Genomic DNA, 987 nt, shown 5'->3' with positions numbered 1-987 from the left:
GCGGCAGCGGCGCCGGTCGCGGCCGGTGCGCTGGAAGCGTCGGTCGCGGCCGCCGAGGTGGAGGCCCGGCGCGGGGACGTGGTTCTGTTGTTCTTGTGCGGTCACGGAGTCGGTCATGGCAGAGGAAAACGCGGTTGGTGCGCGTCAGCGCGGCGGTCAAAACCCACCATCATGCCAGCCTCGGGGCCGGCGGGGTCAGCGCGCGGCGGGCGACAGCGCCTCGTCGAGCACTTCCACCCAGTGGCGCACCGGCAGCGGCGTGCCGCTTTGCAGGTGGGTGATGCAGCCGATGTTGGCCGACAGGATGGCCCCGGGCGGCGGCTCGCCGAACGCCTCGCCCAGCGCCGCGAGCTTGCGGTCGCGCAGCGGATAGGCCAGCTCCGGCTGCAGCACCGAGTAGGTGCCGGCCGAGCCGCAGCACAGGTGCGCCTCGGTGCGCGCCACCCGCACGCGAAAGCCCAGGGCGCTCAGGTGCGTCTCGACGCCGCCGCGCAGCTTCTGGCCGTGCTGCAGGGTGCACGGCGGGTGGTAGGCGAACAGCGTGTCCGGCGGCACCACGCGGCCGCGCAGCGTGCCGGCCAGCCCGGCCAGCAGCTCGGGCAGCCACTCGGACAGGTCCTGCGTCAGCGCGCTGATGCGCGCGGCGCGATCGGCATAGGCCGGGTCGTCCCGCAGCAGGTGGCCGTAGTCCTTGACGGTGACGCCGCAGCCCGAGGCATTCATGACGATGGCCTCGACACCGCCCTGCTCAACGAACGGCCACCACGCATCGATGTTGGCGCGCATCTGCGCCTTGCCGCCCGCCTGGTCGTTCAGGTGGAACCGCACCGCGCCGCAGCAGCCGGCCTGCGGCGCCACGACGGTCTGGATGCCCGCCGCATCGAGCACGCGCGCCGTGGCGGCGTTGATGTTGGGCGCCATGGCGGGCTGCACGCAACCGGCCAGCAGGAGCACCTTGCGCGCGTGCTCGCGCCCCGGGCCACGCCC

1 protein-coding gene is annotated in these 987 nt (G+C 73.9%); it reads right to left on the bottom strand.

The genetic code is table 11. The features are described 5' to 3' along the window. Nucleotides 1-195: 195 nt before the first annotated feature. On the bottom strand, nucleotides 196-987 hold a 792-nt coding region (gene glcF, locus AC27KI_RS25785; protein ID WP_487116671.1), incomplete at its 5' end, for a glycolate oxidase subunit GlcF.

This window comes from Acidovorax sp. KPB24-03 (assembly GCF_057546605.1).
This window is presented reverse-complemented; position numbering and strand designations above follow the sequence as displayed.